This is a genomic window from Agrobacterium tumefaciens, from assembly GCF_031801495.1.
Lineage (GTDB): Bacteria > Pseudomonadota > Alphaproteobacteria > Rhizobiales > Rhizobiaceae > Agrobacterium > Agrobacterium tumefaciens_K.
In genome coordinates this window covers 82,926-100,098 of sequence record NZ_JAOEGC010000001.1, presented here as the reverse complement: position 1 = coordinate 100,098, position 17,173 = coordinate 82,926, and the positions used below count along the sequence as shown (strand labels likewise).

At 54.2% G+C, this 17,173-nt stretch carries 15 protein-coding genes and 2 pseudogenes; 10 read left to right on the top strand and 7 right to left on the bottom strand.

Going from position 1 to position 17,173, the window contains the following annotated elements:
- Positions 1–192: 192 nt before the first annotated feature.
- Complete coding sequence (locus N7578_RS00485) at positions 193–747, bottom strand: helix-turn-helix domain-containing protein (RefSeq protein ID WP_311108369.1); 555 nt, start codon at positions 745–747, stop codon at positions 193–195.
- A 90-nt stretch (positions 748–837) separates the two neighbouring features.
- Between N7578_RS00485 and N7578_RS00480 the strand changes: the two genes are divergently transcribed.
- The gene (locus tag N7578_RS00480; RefSeq protein WP_311108368.1) at positions 838–1,581 is read left to right on the top strand and encodes an SDR family oxidoreductase; all 744 of its coding nucleotides are present in this window, start codon (positions 838–840) and stop codon (positions 1,579–1,581) included.
- Positions 1,582–2,004: 423 nt separating this feature from the next.
- Here the strand turns inward: N7578_RS00480 and N7578_RS00475 are convergent, their stop codons facing one another.
- Both N7578_RS00475 and N7578_RS00470 read right to left on the bottom strand, forming a co-directional pair.
- Positions 2,005–3,018, bottom strand: coding sequence for an NAD-dependent epimerase/dehydratase family protein (locus tag N7578_RS00475; RefSeq protein ID WP_311108367.1), 1,014 nt, complete (start codon positions 3,016–3,018; stop codon positions 2,005–2,007).
- A gap of 931 nt (positions 3,019–3,949) precedes the next feature.
- Entirely contained in the window at positions 3,950–5,557 is a 1,608-nt protein-coding gene (locus N7578_RS00470) for an ATP-dependent acyl-CoA ligase (RefSeq protein ID WP_311108366.1), read from the bottom strand.
- Between the two features lie 190 nt (positions 5,558–5,747).
- Between N7578_RS00470 and N7578_RS00465 the strand changes: the two genes are divergently transcribed.
- Complete coding sequence (locus N7578_RS00465) at positions 5,748–6,224, top strand: MarR family transcriptional regulator (RefSeq protein ID WP_311108365.1); 477 nt, start codon at positions 5,748–5,750, stop codon at positions 6,222–6,224.
- A gap of 120 nt (positions 6,225–6,344) precedes the next feature.
- Here the strand turns inward: N7578_RS00465 and trpC are convergent, their stop codons facing one another.
- From trpC to N7578_RS00450, 3 genes are all read right to left on the bottom strand, one after another.
- Complete coding sequence (gene trpC, locus N7578_RS00460) at positions 6,345–7,136, bottom strand: indole-3-glycerol phosphate synthase TrpC (RefSeq protein WP_311108364.1); 792 nt, start codon at positions 7,134–7,136, stop codon at positions 6,345–6,347.
- Between the two features lie 202 nt (positions 7,137–7,338).
- Positions 7,339–8,163, bottom strand: coding sequence for an ABC transporter permease (locus N7578_RS00455; RefSeq protein WP_311108363.1), 825 nt, complete (start codon positions 8,161–8,163; stop codon positions 7,339–7,341).
- On the bottom strand, positions 8,160–8,957 hold the full coding sequence (locus N7578_RS00450; protein ID WP_311108362.1) for an ABC transporter ATP-binding protein: 798 nt from the start codon (positions 8,955–8,957) through the stop codon (positions 8,160–8,162). The genes N7578_RS00455 and N7578_RS00450 overlap by 4 nt, the downstream gene beginning before the upstream one ends.
- Before the next feature lie 554 nt (positions 8,958–9,511).
- On the opposite strand from N7578_RS00450, the gene N7578_RS00445 reads away from it, so the two are divergent.
- The gene (locus N7578_RS00445; RefSeq protein ID WP_311108361.1) at positions 9,512–10,459 is read left to right on the top strand and encodes an ABC transporter substrate-binding protein; all 948 of its coding nucleotides are present in this window, start codon (positions 9,512–9,514) and stop codon (positions 10,457–10,459) included.
- A 77-nt stretch (positions 10,460–10,536) separates the two neighbouring features.
- On the opposite strand, the gene N7578_RS00440 is transcribed toward N7578_RS00445, so the two are convergent.
- A complete protein-coding gene (locus N7578_RS00440) occupies positions 10,537–11,448 on the bottom strand; it encodes a LysR family transcriptional regulator (RefSeq protein WP_311108360.1) in 912 nt (303 codons plus the stop codon).
- A gap of 202 nt (positions 11,449–11,650) precedes the next feature.
- Between N7578_RS00440 and N7578_RS00435 the strand changes: the two genes are divergently transcribed.
- The 7 genes and pseudogenes from N7578_RS00435 (at position 11,651) to N7578_RS00405 (ending at position 17,127) form a co-directional block, all read left to right on the top strand.
- Positions 11,651–12,367: a hypothetical protein gene (locus N7578_RS00435; protein WP_311108359.1), complete on the top strand. Its 717-nt coding sequence runs from the start codon at positions 11,651–11,653 to the stop codon at positions 12,365–12,367.
- A gap of 88 nt (positions 12,368–12,455) precedes the next feature.
- Positions 12,456–12,656, top strand: a pseudogene (locus tag N7578_RS23725) (IS21 family transposase); the annotation flags it as partial.
- Between the two features lie 2 nt (positions 12,657–12,658).
- Positions 12,659–12,817: pseudogene (locus tag N7578_RS00425) on the top strand (ATP-binding protein); the annotation flags it as partial.
- A gap of 408 nt (positions 12,818–13,225) precedes the next feature.
- Positions 13,226–14,182: a dihydrodipicolinate synthase family protein gene (locus tag N7578_RS00420; RefSeq protein WP_311108358.1), complete on the top strand. Its 957-nt coding sequence runs from the start codon at positions 13,226–13,228 to the stop codon at positions 14,180–14,182.
- 24 nt (positions 14,183–14,206) lie between these two features.
- Entirely contained in the window at positions 14,207–14,755 is a 549-nt protein-coding gene (locus N7578_RS00415; RefSeq protein WP_311108357.1) for a 3-hydroxyanthranilate 3,4-dioxygenase, read from the top strand.
- A 173-nt stretch (positions 14,756–14,928) separates the two neighbouring features.
- Positions 14,929–15,735 (top strand): aspartate dehydrogenase, encoded by an 807-nt coding sequence (locus tag N7578_RS00410; RefSeq protein WP_311108356.1) that lies wholly within the window; start codon positions 14,929–14,931, stop codon positions 15,733–15,735.
- Between the two features lie 993 nt (positions 15,736–16,728).
- The gene (locus tag N7578_RS00405; RefSeq protein WP_311108355.1) at positions 16,729–17,127 is read left to right on the top strand and encodes a hypothetical protein; all 399 of its coding nucleotides are present in this window, start codon (positions 16,729–16,731) and stop codon (positions 17,125–17,127) included.
- The last annotated feature ends 46 nt before the right edge of the window (positions 17,128–17,173 follow it).

The window sequence follows — 17,173 nt, the reverse complement described above, 5'->3', positions numbered from 1 at the left end:
TACATTCCCTCTGGTTGCGATCGCTTCATGTGGCTTCATTGAAGCGACTGAAACCGTTACAACCGGCAATGCGCATCCAGGTGTCAAAAGTTCACATCCCTTCAAGGCTGAGGCGGGTCTCGCCATAGCGCGCTTCGCGCCTTCACTCCGGCCGCGAAGACGGTCGTTTCCGGGAGGCCGTCATAGGCAAATTTAACGTGAAGCGATCCCGTTTAAAAATATGTCGACAAGATGAGCTATACGAGCGTTTGGTAAGGCCTCTTGCTCTGTTGCCAGCGAGATAGCCATTGCCACGCACACGATGTCATTGAATGTGATGTCAGCTCTGATCACGTCGGCCGCTTTCGCATTGGTCAAAAGCCTATGGCCTTCCGCGCTGGTAGCGACACAGCCAGGCGTCCCGACCTGAAGAACCGTGCCAAGCAATGCCGCGAGGCCACGATATAGGTTCGTATACCCAACAAGTTGTTCAAGATAGCGGCGCAGTGCACCGAGTGGATCCATTCCGGTGTCTGTCTCGCGACTGGATGCAGCGAAAGCGATAAACCGAGCACTGTAAGTGGCGGCCAAAAGCGCTTCTCGTGTCGGGAAGCGACGATAAAGAGTTCCGATCCCAACGCCTGCGCGCTTTGCAATGTCATCCAGCGTGACGTTCGCACCTCTCTCGAGAAACACGTCCTCGGCGGCAGCCAGAATGCGCTCGCGATTACGCTGCGCATCTGACCGTAATGGAATCTGATCCGACAAAAAAGCACCTCGCTACGACTTGCTAAGCGGAGGATATCTCCATATGTAAAGTGGAGCAATTCTCCACTTTAACGGAAAGGCACTTTCATCATGGCAGAACGGTTCAGGGACAAGGTGGTGGTCATCACCGGCGGAACGGAGGGTATCGGCTTGGAGACAGCCAAGTCTTTTGCCGCGGAGGGTGCCTTTGTGTACATCACCGGGCGTCGCCAGGAGCGGCTGGATGAAGCACTCAAGGAGATTGGGAACGGCGTCGTGGGCGTTCAGGGCGATGTCAGTGATCCCGTTGCGGTCGATCGGCTCTACGCCCGGATACGACAAGATCACAACCGCGTGGACGTGGTGTTTGCCAACGCCGGCGTGTCTGAGTCCGCGCCGATCGGGGGGATCGAAGCAGATCACTTCGACCGCCTATTCAACATCAACGTCAAAGGAACGGTCTTCACGGTGCAAAAAGCATTGCCGCTGATGTCCGCTGGCGGTTCGGTCGTGTTGACAGGCTCAGGCGCCGGAAGCAAGGGCTTTGCCAACCTCTCCATATATAGCGCGACGAAAGCAGCCATCCGTTCTTTTGCACGAACCTGGACGGTCGACCTGAAAAGCCGAGGCATTCGCGTCAATGTTGTGTCGCCGGGAATGGTCCTGACGCCGGCCATGGCGACGTACCTTCAAGACAATGATGGCGCCGAGGAATGGATGAAGAAGGCGATTCCTTTCGGCAGGCTCGCAGATACTGACGAGGTCGCCAAAACCGTGCTGTTTCTGGCGTCAAGCGAAAGCAGCTTCGTTGGAGGTGAGGAGTTGATGGTGGATGGCGGATTCGTAGCAGTTTGAAGTCTCCACCTAGGGTGTCGCTTCTTATCCCTCCCTACATGCCCGCATTTCGGTAGTGCGAAGCCGACAGGCCTTCCGGAACTTCTTGCTGGATGACCCTGGGCCTCGCGCAGGCGTAGGGAGGCCCCGTGGCGCATTCCGCTCGGACATCGAGCGAAAGGTCTTGATCGTCGCGAATGCCCGTATCGCTCGGCGAGAGGCTTACTGCCATCGATCATTCTGGCCGTGCGGCTCAAGTCCATAGCGCCTGATTGTCAGTCGTCCATGCTGCGAGGCGGTGCAATGCCTGTACGCATTTCGGCCCAAACACTTGTGCAGCAAGGTTTGGGGCCATTGCCGATCCGGGAACGGATGTTCCGAGAGGTCGAAAATATGGAGATAGGCGAAGCAGCGTCTGTCTCGTGAAAGGGCTGCGCGCCGATTTCAGCGAAGGTCTTTCACCTGCATCTGACACATGCCATCAGTCGGGGAGATGATCGGATCGTAGCCGAGTTGATTGCGCGCGCGGCTTATGTCGACGGTGAAATCCTTGCCGATCAGTCGTAGCATCTGCTGGGTGATCGGCGGCTCGCCCTCGCGGCGGAGGGTCCGCCAGACTACACCCATCAAACCTGCCATCATCCAGGCAACACCGAACGATACGGAGCGATCCTTGGGCGTTACGCCGCGGCTGCCCAGGAGTCGTGTCAGGAAGGACTTCAGTGTCGTGTCTTCGCCGTCGCTCACAAAGAAGGCCTCCCCGCCTGACCCGCGGTCGGCGGCCAGGATCAGTGCGTGGCACAGGTTACTGACATGGCAGGAGGAGAGTGCCTGCTCGCCGCCATCAACCCATTGAAATTGCTCGGAGCGAACGATCTCGACCATGTGATCGAGAGCCGGCATGTCAGGACCCCATATGAATGGAGGCCGGATGGCTACTGTGGAGAAACCGGCGTGGCGGCCATTTGCCGCCAGTAATACCTCCTCCGCTTCGGCCTTGGATGTCGCATAGGGAGCAAACGGCATCTTGTGCAAGGGCATATCTTCGGTCACGCCATGCAGCGGTTCGGCGCGGCCCATGACGACAGCGGCGGCGCTGACATAGACGACGCGGCGCACCCCGGCCCGCTCCGCTGCCTCCACGACGTTGCGCGTGCCCTCGACGTTGATCTGGTGGAACAGGGGCATCGGGCCCCAGAGCTTGAAATGCGCCGCGACGTGGAAAACGACATCGACCCCCTCCATCGCACGGGCCAACCGGGCGCGGTCCAAAAGGTCGCCCTCAACCGGTTCGGCGCCGAGAGCCTTAACGCTCGCCCGCGCCCCGACGCTGCGACCAAGCGCGCGGACGCGCCAGCCATCGTTCAGCAGGCGTCGAACAAGATGTTTACCCACGAAACCGGATCCCCCGGTAACGAAGGCAAGGCGGGGTGCCTTCTGTGAAGGAAGCTGGGTCATGAAGATCTCCCTGGTGTCGTGTACAGCAAGGTGTCACAGTCCAGATTGTTACACAATACAAATTATGAAATATGTTACATGTTGCGTAGCGGCTGTGTGTGAGCATTCGCTCCCGTAATGCAAATTGATGTCGCCGCGCTTTGCGGCTCGGTCGCCAGGGCCAAAACTTGGGATCGATCTCCCACCGTCGTAGAAAGGCTATCCGCTCGGTCAGCCTTACGAGGTTCGACGCACGCGGCGCTTCTGGCGCCGAGCGTAGCCAATGACAGCGCGTCTGGCCCATCGATACCGACCTGATCCGCGAGATTGATCACTGCCACAGGCGGCTGCTCATTATCCCACAAGAGACGCCCCGTTTGGTGGCCGTGATCCGTCCCAACTGCTTGATGTTCCAGGATAGCGAGCTGAGGGAGGGCGTTGTCTCGCGTACGAGGTCGGTATCGCCGACGCAGACCAGAGATGTGCGTGGATAATCGTGGGGGATATCTTCGCATACTTTAACTGTTTTCCAGGATGCGGAAGCCCTCGGAGCACCAGAGGCGCTCGCCCCAATGCTCCTCGCTATCGATAACTTGACAGTCCAGCTTCATCGAGCCTGCATCAAATTCTTTCAGCGTTGCGAAAAACGCAGACAGCGACGCACTTCCAAAGAGGTGCGTCGCACTATGCAAATGGCCCATCTGTCTCGGAGCTGTTACTCACCATGGAGTTTCTTCGCCGCTCGCCCAAGATACAAACTCGATACGGCGCCTGTGTATTTACCATCCGTAGCTCAAATCAAATACGGAAGGGGCTGCGAAAGGTACGCACGCTCCCGATTTGGCCAGGATCAACCCCAACAGAGCAAGACTACCGGAGTTGGCCACGTGGTCACGCCGTAGACGCAGGAAAATCCCCGGGCAACCACGTGAGACTTTGGTTAATGTCGGCCCTACCGGCGTAAAATCATGCCGGCGGCTTCTCGATCCCATGTATTCTCGGTTCGGCCTCGTTCACGAAGCTTGAATTTTTGGACTTTGCCGTTTTCGGTCCTTGGCAGATCATGGAGAAAATCTATGAACCGAGGTATCGCGAAGTAAGACATCTTTCCCTCGCAGAAGCGGATAATTTCCTCTTGGCTTAGCGAATGACCTTCACGCAGTACGATTGCTGCCATGACTTCATCCTCTGCCAGCTCGGAGGCGACCGGAAAGACGGCGGCTATCGCAACGGCTGGATGCGCGATCAGAACCTGTTCGACCTCATATGAAGAAATATTCTCGCCGCGTCGCCGTATAGCGTCCTTCATGCGGTCAACGAAACGATAGAAGCCGTCCGCATCTCGGACCATTCGGTCTCCGGTGTGAAGCCAAAGGTTACGCCAAACTTCCACGGTCTTGTCCGGCATTCCATAGTAGCCTTGCGACATCGAATGAGGCTCCCGAGCGCGCAATATGAGTTCGCCCGCGTGACCATCTGGCAGAGGATTGTCCTCGTCGTCGACTATCATTGCTTCGAAGCCATCGACCAAACACCCAACCCATCCCGCTTTCCTGTTTTCCGTCGTCGAGCCGATGACTGCGTTGCTCTCTGTGGTACCGTATCCCTCGAGAAGGGTGATGCCCGTCCGCCGATGGAACTCCTCACTCGCATGTTGAGGTACACCAGGTGCCAAAGCGACCCTGATGGAGTGATTTCGTTCCTTTTCCGTCTCCGGTTTCGACAGTAACATCGGGACCATAGCGCCCAACAGGTAGGTTATCGTTGCGCCGGAAGCGCCCATAACCGACCAAAATTGGGACACAGAGAACTTCGCTTCGACCACCTGTGTTGCGCCGTGTATCAACGCCTGGAAGAATGAATTCAGAGCGTTTGTGTGGAACAGTGGTAGCGGGGTATGCAGAATGTCTCCTTCCTTAACGCCAAGTTGCCGACCCGTGTAAACACCCCACCAGAAGAACTGCCCGTGAGGGCAAATCACTCCCTTTGAGAGCCCCGTTGTCCCGGAGGTGTAAAGGATCGTCAGCGGATCACCCGGCCCGATCGGGGCAGGCGCCGTGGCTTCTCCAGCATGCGGAAAACCCGTGAGCTGAATAGGAAGGGCTGGCCAACTTTGTTCATTCGCCGCATCGACAACCCAAACAAGTTTTATGTCCAGATTTTCAAAATCAAGACCTTCAAGCGCGGAGAGAAACTGTTCCTCAATTACGAGAAGTTCTGACTTCGAGTTGGAAAGAATGTGTTGCAACTGGAAGCCACGGGAAGCCGTGTTGATCGGAACCGAAACCGCTCCCATCCAAGCGCATCCGAGGAACACGGACATGAATTCAGGTCGGTTTGAGCAGATGACGGCCACGCGATCACCCTGTTTCACGCCAGCCGAGATAAGGGTGCCAGCATAACCCGCGGCTTGTTTCAATGCCTCAAGAAATGTCCAGTTGGTTCCCTGGCATGAAAAGAGTTTCCGGTTTGAATACCGGCTGACCTGTCGCTCCAGCAGAGCTGGAACGGTCCTTAGAGGTGGTGAAAACTCGGTTGCAGGATCGAACGCGCCCGTCATGCTTATTCCTTATCCATTTGAATAGCAGTGTGTACAAAAAACCAATAGCTGGGTACAAGGGAGTTATATGATAAATCATATTTCTCTGTCGAGTGGAAAATGGGAAGATGTGTAAACTTGAGCTGTCGAAACGAGGATGATAACCGGGCGTTGACATGCTACCGATATGCCCAAAGCTATGGAAATCGTCATGACCGAGACTGAAAAAAAAACTAACGGCGCTGATGTCTCCGATTTGGAGCGCTATCTGCCATACCTTTTTCATTTAGTGACCGCAGGGCTAAGCAGTCGGTTTCTCGAGCGGTTAAGACCGTACGGGGTGACCGTTCAGCGTTGGCGTGTTCTGATGGTGATCATGACCAAGGGACCGCGCAACATCGGTGAACTGGTCAAACTCACATTGATACCTCAGTCTGCTTTAAGCCGGTTAATCGACCAGATGGAACGCGACGGTTTGGTCAACCGGCACACTTTGCCAAGCGACACACGGGTAGTGGAAGTAAGGCTTACTGACCATGGTCGGGAAATTTATCGCCAGCTCGCCCCGGCCGCCACCAAGCATGCCCAGAGCATGATCTCCGGTTTTCGAGATGAAGAGGTGGAGGACTTGTTCGACAAGCTGCGGAGAATCTTGGAAAACCTCGACGTAAATGCTGTGTCCGATTGACTAAAAGCGGCGATCACTCGATTAGCCTGATGAATTGGAGGCGGGTTATCTGCACCGAACTTCAGTCCTAGGTCGCGGTCTCGACACTCATCGATTACTGGCAATTCCGGCCCGGGGCGTTTAAGGCCGTAGGAGCCGTTTTGTCGCTTCCGCCACGTTCGTCTGTCTCATCAAGCTCTCGCCTACAAGGAACGAGCTAATGCCAACCTTCCGAAGCCGTTGGCAATCATGCGCAGTGAAAATGCCACTTTCGCTGACTATCAGGCGGTCATCTGGCACGTAAGGGGCTAATCTTTCACTTGTGTCTAGCGAAAGTTCAAAACTATCAAGATCTCGGTTGTTGATCCCTATGATAAGGGCCGGCAGCTTTAATGCTCTCTCTATCTCCCTTTCGTCGTGAACCTCAACCACGACATCCATCCCAAGGTCTGCTGCCGTCTGAAACAACGTCGCCGCTTCATCGTCACTCAGCATCTTCATGATCAGCAAAATGCAGTCGGCACCCCAAAAGCGCGCCTCGTATATTTGGTATGAATCAAGAATGAAGTCCTTCCGAAGCACCGGAAGAGAACTGGCGTCTCGGGCTAAGCCAAGATATTTCAGTGACCCGCCAAAACTTGGCTGGTCGGTCAGGACGGAGAGACAGGTAGCTCCGCCTAACTCGTATTCAATCGCCAACGCCGCTGGATCAAAGTCGTGACGGATTATACCCTTTGAGGGGCTCGCCCTTTTGATTTCGGCGATCAGCCCAATCGATCCCGCCTCCTGGCACGTTTTAAGCGCACGGTAAAAACCGCGGGCCTGAGTTTGGCGAAGGCAACCAGCCCTTATTTCAGACAAAGGCATGGTTGCCTTGGCAACATCAATTTCTTGTCTTTTATATGTTTTTATCTTCTCCAACACATTGGTCATTTCCAGTTCCTGGAGATCCTTGTTTCAAACGGCGGAAGCTTTTCGGCGCCCTGGCGATCAGTCGGATGCCAGAGCGTGTACAGAGTGACCTGCAAGCCCGCGAGGGTCGTTAAAAAACGGGCGTGATCAAACAACGTCCCGAGAAGAAGTTATCGCCACTAGCGACAAGGATAACTCTCGCATCGGGGGTTGTCGATGCCTATCACATTGTAATACCGTATCTTTTCAACGTCCTGCTGGCAATGAACCTGAGCACTCGATCGAAGACGTACCCCAGAAGTCCAAGCGTGAGGATGCCGGCAAAAACCCACTCCGTCCGTCCGAAGTTTCGTGCGTTCCAGATGAGTGCGCCGAGCCCTTCCTGAGCCGCTACGATCTCTGCGGAAACGATAGTCAGAAACGAATTGCCCATCGCGATTCTCGCACCGGTTATCATGTATGGAATGGTTGAAGGCACGATCACCGTAAGGAGAGACTGCATGGAGCTCGCGCCCAACGCCTGCGATGCCTTGATGCGCAGTTCGGATACTGCAAGCGTTCCGGCCAAGGCATTCAATGTCACGATGAATACGGTCGTGTAGAAAATCAAGGCGACCTTCGAAGCTTCTCCAGGTCCAAGCCAGATCACCGCGAGAGTGACGAACGCAATCGGTGGGACGAAACGAAAAAACTCGATATATGGATCAAAAAGCCTCCGAATAAGCGGAAAATAGCCCATGATCATCCCCAGAGGGATCCCCACTATTACCCCCGCGAACCAACCGGTGAGAATTCTTCGACTTGATGCCAGGATGGATGTCATAAGCGTGCCGTCTTCGGCGAGCTCGTAAAGTCCTTCGAGAGTCATTAAGGGCGAAGGCAGGAAAAGTGGTGAGATCTGCGAGCTTGCAATTTGCCAAAGCAGCAACCCACCGAGTATAGAACAGGCAGTAATGGCAGCTGCTGTGGCCTTATTCTTCACGTACTGCCAGTTTTTGTGCCCCAGGCCCTCGAGCCGGCGCTTCGGTGTTAGAATTTTTTCTTTCATATGACCGTTCCCTCGGCAGCCAGGCCCTGTTCAACCAAAGTCCGATTGACTTCGACTGCTATGTCGTCGCGTAACATTCGCATCAGTTCCACGGCCCGCGGATCATCGAGATCCCTCGGACTTGGTAGATTTACTTCGGTGACTGTCTTGATTCTTGCCCTGGGACCGGCGGTCATCGTGACGATCCTGTCTGCGAGGAGCACAGCCTCACTGATGTCGTGTGTTACAAAAACGATCGTTGAACCCGTGGTGCGTGAAATTTTCGCGAGTTCGACCTGCAGTACCTCTCGCGTTTGTGCATCAAGCGCGCCGAAGGGCTCGTCCATCAATATGACGGCCGGCTCATTTGCAAGTACACGTGCGATCTGCGTGCGCTGTCGCATCCCACCGGACAACTCGCCGGGGTATTTGTGGGATGCGTGAGTAAGACCAACCATCTTGATGTATCTATCAGCCGCCTGGCTTCGTTGGTCCTTTGGAACACCGCGTATGCGAGCTCCATACTCGATGTTTTCCCTGACCGTCAGCCAGGGGAACAAAGCCTCTGAACTCTGGAACACAACTCCTCTGTCGATTCCCGGGCCTTTAACGCTTCGCTCCCCCACCAGCACGTTTCCAGCAACTGATGCGAAGCCCGCTATAGCATTGAGCAGCGTCGATTTTCCGCACCCAGACGGCCCGAGCAGACATATGAACTCTCCTGCCGCGACCGACAGGTTAATGTCATGTGCGATCTCAAAATCACCGATCTGTATCGACACGTTTGTAAGTGAAACAGGTACTCCACATTGCATTTCGATCCCCTTTTTTTGTGCTTATCCGTCTGGGCGCCTTCATTTCGAAGGTCTTCCATTGCCGTGAAAAAGCCGTCAGCTCTGTACACGATCTTGCGACGGCTGATCCTGACGTCAGAAGAGCAAGTTTAAAATCTGCGCACAACCTTCAGGGTCATATAAATCTATAGCCCGCGTATATAGATGTCGCTTATGGATCGTCCTCTCTAAGATGGACGAGTGATCCAACCCGTCACGGGACCGATAGACTCGGCGCTGTCACGGCGGATTGCGGCAGAGTGAAAGGAACGCCCCTGAGCCAGCTCGATCCGATGATTTGTCAGAGGGCGCGCGTCGTTGGTTCATAAAATGCCCTGATGCCACTTACTGTATCGAGCTAAATTTATATCATGTTCTTATGGACTTATAAGATCGCAGCGGTTGTCAGGTAAGAACACGCATGCGCTAATACCCCACCGAATTAGAAATAGAGCCCGAAAATATTGTCGGAACGAGAACTCCAACTGTAACCGCGGCTATTCATCGGAAACAAGTAAAACGATAAGGGGAACGAAATGTCAGTCAATTCTGAAAGTCGAACGAAAAGACGCCGCACTTTTGCTAGCTGTCTCCTTGCACTGTTATTCATCGGAGTCCATGAGGTTCGAGCCGAGCCGGTTGAAGTCGGTGTCGGGATCGATCCTGGATATGTGGCCTTTTTTGTTGCCAAGCAGGAGGGGCTGTTCGCCAAGCATAACGTGGACGTGCGGTTCACTAACTTCGCTGCAGGCCCCGAGGCTTTGGATGCGATCATTGCGGGCACCGTGAACGTCGCGGCCGCAGCTGAGGTGAGCACGATCATCAGAATGGGTCGCGGTGACGTAAGAGCTGTGGCCGTCGTTACGCAGTCGGGTAAGTTTCTGAAGATGGCAGGCAGGAGCGAGATTGCGGATCCAAGCACGATCAAGTCTCTTGGCGTCGTGCCGGGCGGTGCGATGGAATACCTCGCAAACCTAACTATCAATAAGTATGGTCTAGACCTGAACCGATTGAAGGTTGTGAAGGCAGGGCCTCCCGAGATGGCAGCGCTTTTGGTGCGCGGAGACATTGATGCCTTTTGGCTTTTTGAACCGTTTCCCTCCGTCGCTGTTAAGCAGGGAGGCAAGATCCTCGCAGCGAGCGGAGATGTTGGCTACGTCTATAATTTTTGGGTCACGGCAAACGGAGCGTGGCTGGAGTCCAACAAGTCAAAGCTTGAAGCTATCAACGCCGCCCTTGCTGATGCGTGCGTCTTGACGAAACGCGATCCGCAACGCGCTGCGGAAGCGGTGCGCATACAAGCAAAAATTCCGCTCGAACAAACGTTGGAGTTTCTAAAGCAAATTGATTGCACGATGCGCGACTTCACAGAAAAGGATTATGAGAGCTACGACTCTGTTGCCGACTTTCTCGTCAAATCGAAAATCACGCCCACGCGCGTAGATTATCGGAAGAAAATTCTGAGCGGATTTTATAAGCAGTAATATTGGCATACAGATAGGGGTGATCACGGGGGCGACATACCCTATCCCCTTGTCAAGCCTGCCAGTCGACCTGTTGTTTAGGGAGCAAGAGCGGCGGCCATTTCGCGTGCCGCCTTTCTGATTATGGGCTGAAACGCTACCACCGAAGGTGAAGCCGACCTTCCTGTGGCGTGTATGATGGAGATATCTCTTCCGAGCGAGGGGTTCTCCAACGCTCTAACAACAATCTTTCGGTCGCGGATCTGGGAGATGGCGTAGGCAGGCAATACCGAGAAGCCCAAACCTGCCTCCACAAATGCTAGCGCCGTTGCAATCTGCGAAACTTCGAATGCCGGATCCATTAAGATGTCAGCTTCTTCGTATCCCAGCTCCACCAGCCTGCGAATGCCGCTTTCGCGCGTAAGCGCGATGAGAGGGCGACCGTTTAAATCGGCCCATGAAAATCTCGGGGTGCTTGCGTACTCGCTGTCGTGCGCACAAAACACCATCAGATTATCTTTGGCCAGCGTCATTCGCTCAATTCCTACCTCGTTAGGAACAAAGGTACCGAGGCCGCAGTCTGCTTGGCCGGATCGAACCTGTTCGACGATTTCGTGGGTAGGAATGTCCACTATCTCGACTGTTATGTTTGGGAACAGCGCACGAAATTCGACAATTGCCTGCGGCAGGATAGCTGATGCCAATAGAGGAGGGGTCGCAATAAGCAGACGACCTCGTTGCCGTTTTGAGGTGGCATGCGCATTGCGGACAGCGTGCTTCAAATCCTTGACAATTTGGAGAGCAGAACCTTGAAATTCACGGCCACCAGACGTGAGTTCCACCTTACGTGTTGTGCGGTCGAACAAGCGAAGACCCAGCTCTGTCTCAAGGTCTCTGACGTTTTGCGAAAGTGCGGGTTGAGCCAATTTCAGTCGCTCGGCCGCCTTGGTGAAGCTACCCAGTTCGGCAACAGCAAGAAAAACCTCTACCTGACGAAACGTAACATTCATATCCGACACCGTTCATGGAGCATCGAATTTATATGCACAATATGAAATCTCATGTAAATCCCAAATTTTTGGTACGGGTCGGTTGCGCGTAGCTCTCCCTCGATACCTCGCGCGTCTTGACGGGCAGGCGATCTCTTGCGATCTGACGTCCATGGGACGCCGATTGATCTGATAACGAAGTTTTGAATAGAAGGCTTAACCCGTGAGATTTGCATATCTGGTTTTTGTTGATTCAGTAGGTGCATCACATCAAACCCTGTCTGAAAAAGTATGGGCGGACATTTCGGACGTGCTTCGAATAACGCCCAAGATGACATCAGCTCACCTGTACACGCCGGGTAGTGCTGAAGATCAATTTCGAGCGCCAGAGAAATCACCGCTCCTCGGCTTTCAGATCTACTTCAATGATCTCGAAGACCTCGAAGAGGCTGTTTGCAGCGAGGGCAATCTACAGCAACTGTTGGAAATGAAAGCCTTTTCAGACGCCGAAGGAAACCGCGTCACGCAGCAGGCGATGTACGTTCGACATTTTCCTGTCGATCCTCCTGAAGCTATCGCTGACGAGCGCGAAAAACCCTGTTCCTATCTCGTACATTACCCCGGGCCAGCTCATGACCAAAATGCCTGGATGCGGCACTATGTAAAGCACCACCCTCAGATAATGAGGACATTCCCCGCTATCAGAAGCATCGAAGTATTGACGCGCGTGGACTGGGTCGGTTCTCTTCCCTGGGCGCGTGCAAACCACATGCAACGAAATCGCGTCATGTTTGATAACCAGGCCGCTCTGACCAAGGCTCTTCATTCCCCTGCACGAACTGCAATGCGGGAAGATTTTGAAAAATTCCCACCTTATGAAGGCGGTAATTTTCACTACCCGATGGAAACATTGGTTATTCGACCGAAAGACGTTTCGTGAAAGGTCCTCTTGAAAACTCCGAGCGCGGCAGGGCGCTGGACACGTCAAATTGCTGCGGATGAAGGCGGATGGAGGGGCAGTTGAAGCGGGTGGATACGATCCAGCTGTTCGCCGAGCCTTCCATGTTCAGGGCCGGCCGAAGGATCGTGGGGCTGTGACGGCCGAAGCCCACGTGCCGCTCTGCTATGCGCCCGGCGAGGCCTATCAGTTCGACTGGAGCCATGAGATCGTGCTGATCAAAGGTTTGACGACCAGGTTGGAGATCGCGCACTGCCGATTACCTCACACGCCTCGATCATCGTCACGGCGAACCTTGCCTTCGGCGAATGGCCGTCAATGTTCGGGGGTACAAAAATTACGACGGCACTCTTCGGCCGTCTCACCCATCATTGCGAGATCGTGGGAACCGGAAACGAATCTCGGCGCCTCAAAAGCCTCTCTCAAAGCTAAAGTCGAAGATATCCATCACCTGCACTTTGCCTACCCTCTGCAACGCGGGCCGGTGCCGGGCAGGCCAGGCGCTTATCGTCCTTGGGGGGGAATGTTGGACGCCTATAACGTGTCAACGCTCCACGCCGACTGACAACGATGGGATCAACCGGAACATCGTCAAGTGCCCCGTCTGTTACAAGGCAATCGCAAGTGCTGGAAATGTTGCAAAGTCCTGTAACGGCTTGAAACAGGCCATCAAGTCAAGATTGACCATCCAGGGCATCCATACGGATTCCGATATAAATATATAAGAAATCGACCAGTTCATGAACCCATGAATTTGATCCTTAATGGGCGTGTCGGTCTCTGAAAATCAATTTTTTCCCTCGCGTGGGGCAGGACGGGCGGATGAATCAGGAGTAGCGAATGAAATATGACCGCAAGAACGCCAAATCCCATGCTCGCGAAACGATGCGTGGGATTTGGGCCGCCGCGAACACGCCTTTTCGTGCAGACGGTTCCATTGATGAAGACGGCTTCCGAAGAAACATTGATCACTGGATCGATGATCTTGCCATTGATGGCCTTTTCCTAGCGGGGAAGCAAGGCGAGTTCTTCTCGATGTCGGTAGACGAACGAAAGAGGGTCCTCGATATATCTGTCGACGCCATCGGTTCCCGGGCGCAGACGATAATGTCGTGTTCCGATCAAAATATCGACGTGGTGATTGAGCTTGCCCAGCACGCCCAAGCTTGCGGTGCCGACTACATTGTTGTGCACGCCCCGGTGCTTCATTTCTTGAAAGCTCAGGATGAAACATTGCTGCGCTACTATGAAACGATCGCCTCAAAAGTGGATATTGGCATCGCGCTGTGGTCTCACCCGGACAGCGGTTACATTATGAGCCCGGAGCTTTGTAATCGTCTGGCGGATATCGAAAACGTTGTTGCGATCAAATACTCGGTTCCCCGAGAAATTTACAAGAAACTGACTGCCCTGGCGGGGGATCGCATACTTGTTTCCACAGCGTCGGAGCAGGAATGGCTCGACAACATCGTTGAACTGGGCTGGCAGCTGTATCTCTGCTCGTCACCGCCTTACACCCACCAGACGAAGTTCGATCGACGGATGCGCGAATATACTGACCTCGCTTTCGCTGGAAAGATCGAGGAAGCGCGATCAGTGCACGCCAGCCTCCAATCTGTGCGCGACGCATTTCGCAGCTCAAAGCCAGCCGAGAAGCCGACGGCGCATCAAAAATACTGGCAGGAAATGCTTGGGCAAGTCGGCGGGCCGGTTCGCGCACCGATGCTCGAGTTGACCGAGGAAGAAAAGCGAGTTGCCCGCACGGCGTTCGAAAACTCCGGCTTGAAGCTCGCGTAGGATTACAAAAGGAGTGGAATGGAAATGGGAAAACTTAGCGCGTTTAACCTGCAAAAATGGATTGATGAGCATAAACATCTCCTCCAGCCTCCGGTTGGCAATCAGCAGGTGTGGAAGGATGCGGACCTGATGGTGACGATCGTGGGCGGGCCAAATCGGCGCACGGACTACCACGACGATCCAGTTGAAGAGTTCTTTTTCCAGCTCAAAGGCGATATGCTTCTAAAGCTGCATGATACTGAAAGCGGTGAATTCTATGACGTCCCGATCCGGGAAGGTGACATTTTCCTGCTGCCACCGCACATCCGGCATTCCCCGCAGCGTCCCCAAGAGGGCTCCATCGGCCTCGTCATCGAGCCTTCGCGTCCCGAAGGACTGCTGGATGCAGTTGAATGGTATTGTTTCGAATGCACAGCGCTCGTACATCGCGCCGAGGTTGATCTAGAATCCATCGTTGAAGACCTTCCTCCCATCTATAAAAAGTTCTACGCCGACGAGCAGCTTCGAACTTGCCCCCAGTGCCGCACTGTCCATCCCGGGAAAAACCCGCCGGAAGGCTGGGTTAAGCTTTGATTGACTCCCGTCCACTGGACGGGAGCACCCCTTATCCTCCCCGCTAAAAAATGGGTTACGACCCTCGAGCCACCGTTGACGGTAGCCGGCCATACTCGTTTCGCTTATTTCTATCAGTGCCCCAGCCAGGTCGGGTTTGGCCGTTCGATGCAGCGGGGCACGAGGCTTGAACCATGTCAAAAAAAGAATCTGTCTGCCTTGTCGGCTGGGGTGCGCTGGGCCGTCGAGTCTCAGCTCTTCTGGCCGAACGAGTTTCGCCAGCACGGATAGAAGCCGTGGCTGTCCGCGATGTCTCGAAGTATCGATCTGATCTGCCACCGGGCGCTCAGCTCATCAGCAGCCCCGAAGAGATTGCCCAAACAAAAGCGGACCTTGTTGTAGAAGTCGCCGAACGCGATAGTGTGCTAGCTTACGGGCGCGCCGCTCTTCTGTCGGGAATGGATTTCGCCGTTTCATCCACTTCCGCCCTAGTCGATCCCCCCGTTTTGCAGGAACTGACCCGTCTGGCAGTGGAAAAAGGCTGTAGCCTTCTCATCCCACCTGGTGCGTTGGGCGGTATCGATGCGTTATCAGCCTCTGCCAGGCTGGGCCTGTCTTCAGTAACTCATCGAATCATAAAGCCATCTGTTGCGTGGCTCGGGACGAGGGCGGAAACTCTTTGCGATCTTAAAACCCTTCGCAGTCCCTTTACTTTTTTTGACGGAAGTGCGCGTGAGGCAGCCGACCATTTTCCAAAGAACGCAAATGTGGCTGTCATCACATCGCTTGCGGGGGTCGGCTTGGAAAAAACCAGAATCCATCTCGTTGCTGACCCAAGTGCAACTTGCAATATGCACGAAATCTTCGCCGAAGGGGAGTTCGGGCAGCTCAGGGTTCAATTGCAGAATAGGCCGCTGCTCGCCAATCCCAAGACATCAGAGATAACAGCTCTCAACATCGTCCGTATGATTGAAAACAGATCTCCAGGCCTCGTGATTTGATATCGAGAAAGCCTGAGAGGCAGGCCTTTGTTATTGGTGCCGTAACAGTTCGGGTGAGGGTTATTTTGCCTTCGTTCACGCCTGTAAATACTGTTGGCCTCTTGTTATTCGATGATAATCCAGAGTGCTTCCTGTCGGAAGCGTGACCTACGAAACTCTTCGGCCTGGCCGCAGGAGCATGCTCGCCAACTTGAGTGTGGCGTCACGAGCGGAATCCGAACATCATCTGCATCTTAGAGCCTCGGGAAAGATGGCTGGGCTTTGATTCGTTATCCGACCGTTCGATCTCCTCAGTTGCGGGGCTGGAGGCATGACGTCAAGACCCTGAAAGATATCGCTCAAAATGCCCACCGTCACCTCGCTACATAAGGGCAATCCGAAAACACCGAATATAATCATCATCACCGCGCCGGGAATAATGAGACCCGCGCGGACTGGGGGACTTTTACGACCATAATAATATCAGGCATCGCTCGAACTCTCGGGTAGCTTCGACCATAAACGCGCTTCATTGATGGCGCCCGGTGGGTTTCCCTACCGATCGTCATTTCAGGAGCAACGATCAATGCCAGAAAGCTTTCTATTTTCTGCTGCGCCATCACAATGAAATCCAGGGGATTTCCGCCTGCGATCCGCTTCTGCCTTTGCCATCTGGCGGGATAAAGCCGAGACCCTTCTAAAGGGTGATCGACGAATAGAAAATTGGCTTTCTGCCCTCCTCCACTTTTGCAAGAAGGGTGTCTGCGCAGCTCTCATTCTGCAGGATCGCGACGATTACGGATGCATCGATGTACATTCAGTCTTCCCACAGTTCGGCACTGAATTTCTTCAGGTCGAATGGCTGAGGGGCGGGCCAAGCAGTGCTCCGATTTCGTCTTGAAGCTTTTTCACGCCCTCTCAATGGGATCGTGTTCTCAGTCTGAGCAAGCTCCATTCAAGTGCAGGCTTGCAGTTTCGGTGCCCTGATCGCCAACTGACTTTTCTTGCAAGTTGATGAACGACGTTTTCTGCTGCGACCGCTTCCGGAACCTAGGCTATCACTACGGCGCTATGTGGAAGCTTGTTCTGGCATCCGCTCACACCATCTTTATGGAAAGAGAACGGCATGCTAGAACGAAGACGCGCTTGAAAAAGGTAGGTGGGGCTTCAGGCCAGTCCTTCAAAGGGGGCTGGGGCCTTCGCAAAACCCGGCCTTTTGGGGTGGCTGCATATCCCGGTGCTTTCGTCTCGTGTCATACGGCAAACAAGCTCAAGCGTCAGTCCGCTCAGACCGGCGGCGACGCGTTACGCCTGATAAAAATCATCACAGCCGCCCTCGATTATACGGGGATAGATGGTGAAGAACTTGGCATCACCGCGGGGTTGAGGCAGCCGTCACGTCAAGATACGTGAACCTGCCCAGTCTAATTCTTTCAAGCCCGCGCAACGTTGGAAAGCT

Excerpts from the sequence above, each read along its gene's own strand:
- N7578_RS00415 (WP_311108357.1), top strand. The coding sequence starts at position 14,207 with ATGGGAAAACTTAGCGCGTTTAACCTGCAAAAATGGATTGATGAGCAT.
- N7578_RS00450 (WP_311108362.1), bottom strand. The coding sequence starts at position 8,957 with ATGCAATGTGGAGTACCTGTTTCACTTACAAACGTGTCGATACAGATC.
- N7578_RS00405 (WP_311108355.1), top strand. The coding sequence starts at position 16,729 with ATGAACGACGTTTTCTGCTGCGACCGCTTCCGGAACCTAGGCTATCAC.
- trpC (WP_311108364.1), bottom strand. The coding sequence starts at position 7,136 with ATGACCAATGTGTTGGAGAAGATAAAAACATATAAAAGACAAGAAATT.
- N7578_RS00475 (WP_311108367.1), bottom strand. The coding sequence starts at position 3,018 with ATGACCCAGCTTCCTTCACAGAAGGCACCCCGCCTTGCCTTCGTTACC.
- N7578_RS00455 (WP_311108363.1), bottom strand. The coding sequence starts at position 8,163 with ATGAAAGAAAAAATTCTAACACCGAAGCGCCGGCTCGAGGGCCTGGGG.
- N7578_RS00480 (WP_311108368.1), top strand. The coding sequence starts at position 838 with ATGGCAGAACGGTTCAGGGACAAGGTGGTGGTCATCACCGGCGGAACG.
- N7578_RS00440 (WP_311108360.1), bottom strand. The coding sequence starts at position 11,448 with ATGAATGTTACGTTTCGTCAGGTAGAGGTTTTTCTTGCTGTTGCCGAA.
- N7578_RS00465 (WP_311108365.1), top strand. The coding sequence starts at position 5,748 with ATGACCGAGACTGAAAAAAAAACTAACGGCGCTGATGTCTCCGATTTG.
- N7578_RS00445 (WP_311108361.1), top strand. The coding sequence starts at position 9,512 with ATGTCAGTCAATTCTGAAAGTCGAACGAAAAGACGCCGCACTTTTGCT.
- N7578_RS00470 (WP_311108366.1), bottom strand. The coding sequence starts at position 5,557 with ATGACGGGCGCGTTCGATCCTGCAACCGAGTTTTCACCACCTCTAAGG.
- N7578_RS00410 (WP_311108356.1), top strand. The coding sequence starts at position 14,929 with ATGTCAAAAAAAGAATCTGTCTGCCTTGTCGGCTGGGGTGCGCTGGGC.
- N7578_RS00420 (WP_311108358.1), top strand. The coding sequence starts at position 13,226 with ATGAAATATGACCGCAAGAACGCCAAATCCCATGCTCGCGAAACGATG.